1 protein-coding gene and 1 pseudogene are annotated in these 687 nt (G+C 31.0%); one reads left to right on the top strand and one right to left on the bottom strand.

Annotation, left to right across the window (positions count from 1 at the left end; all coding sequences use genetic code 11):
* A partial coding sequence (locus tag HMPREF0670_RS17365) for a hypothetical protein (protein WP_044078554.1) occupies positions 1-208 on the top strand: 208 nt, incomplete at its 5' end.
* A gap of 248 nt (positions 209-456) precedes the next feature.
* Here the strand turns inward: HMPREF0670_RS17365 and HMPREF0670_RS16050 are convergent.
* A pseudogene (locus HMPREF0670_RS16050) lies at positions 457-579 on the bottom strand (transposase); the annotation flags it as partial.
* Between the last annotated feature and the right edge of the window lie 108 nt (positions 580-687).

Below are 687 nucleotides of genomic sequence, written 5' to 3'. Positions count from 1 at the left end.
TGATAACGCGATAATTTTATCAGAGTCTTTTATAGAAGGGGTTGAGAAAGAACGACGAGGCTTTTTTATAAAAGAAAATAGGAAAAAGATATTCAGAGAGAAGGAAATTATTCCATATTCTATTAGCATACTGTACATGGTCGAAAAAGATTCAATACTGTTTGATAATATTATAAACAACATGCGAATCATTCGCTATAAAGAATAACTCATATTGAAACATAATATAAAAATAGTAACTATTCAGCGATAAGGTGTATAAACCACTATTGATTATCAAGAAGTTACATAAAAAGACGATACAGATTTTGGTAAAGAATGTCATTTTGAACCTTTTTGCCACAATGTTACGTTTATAAGTTCTTGATATTCAACGTTCATTATCGCTGAATAGTTACTCCATAAAATTTATATCTTAAAAAAGATGAAAAGAAGTATTTTGGTTCATCCGACATTTCAAGTGATACGACAGTTATGCAGTGCATAAAGTCGTAGAGTTAAGTCTTTCTCGTCTCTAAATCCATACGCATTTCGTTTTATTACCTTTATCTTGTTATTAAGGCCTTCAACTTTTCCTGTTTATAAATGGCAATCGTGCTAGGCAAGGAATTCTTTCTTATAGGTTTTCACGGTAACATCCATTTTCTGTAGTTGGGCTATCTTATCATTACAATGCGGCAGGAAAAA

The organism is Prevotella sp. oral taxon 317 str. F0108 (assembly GCF_000162415.1).
Taxonomy (GTDB): domain Bacteria; phylum Bacteroidota; class Bacteroidia; order Bacteroidales; family Bacteroidaceae; genus Prevotella; species Prevotella conceptionensis.
This window is presented reverse-complemented; position numbering and strand designations above follow the sequence as displayed.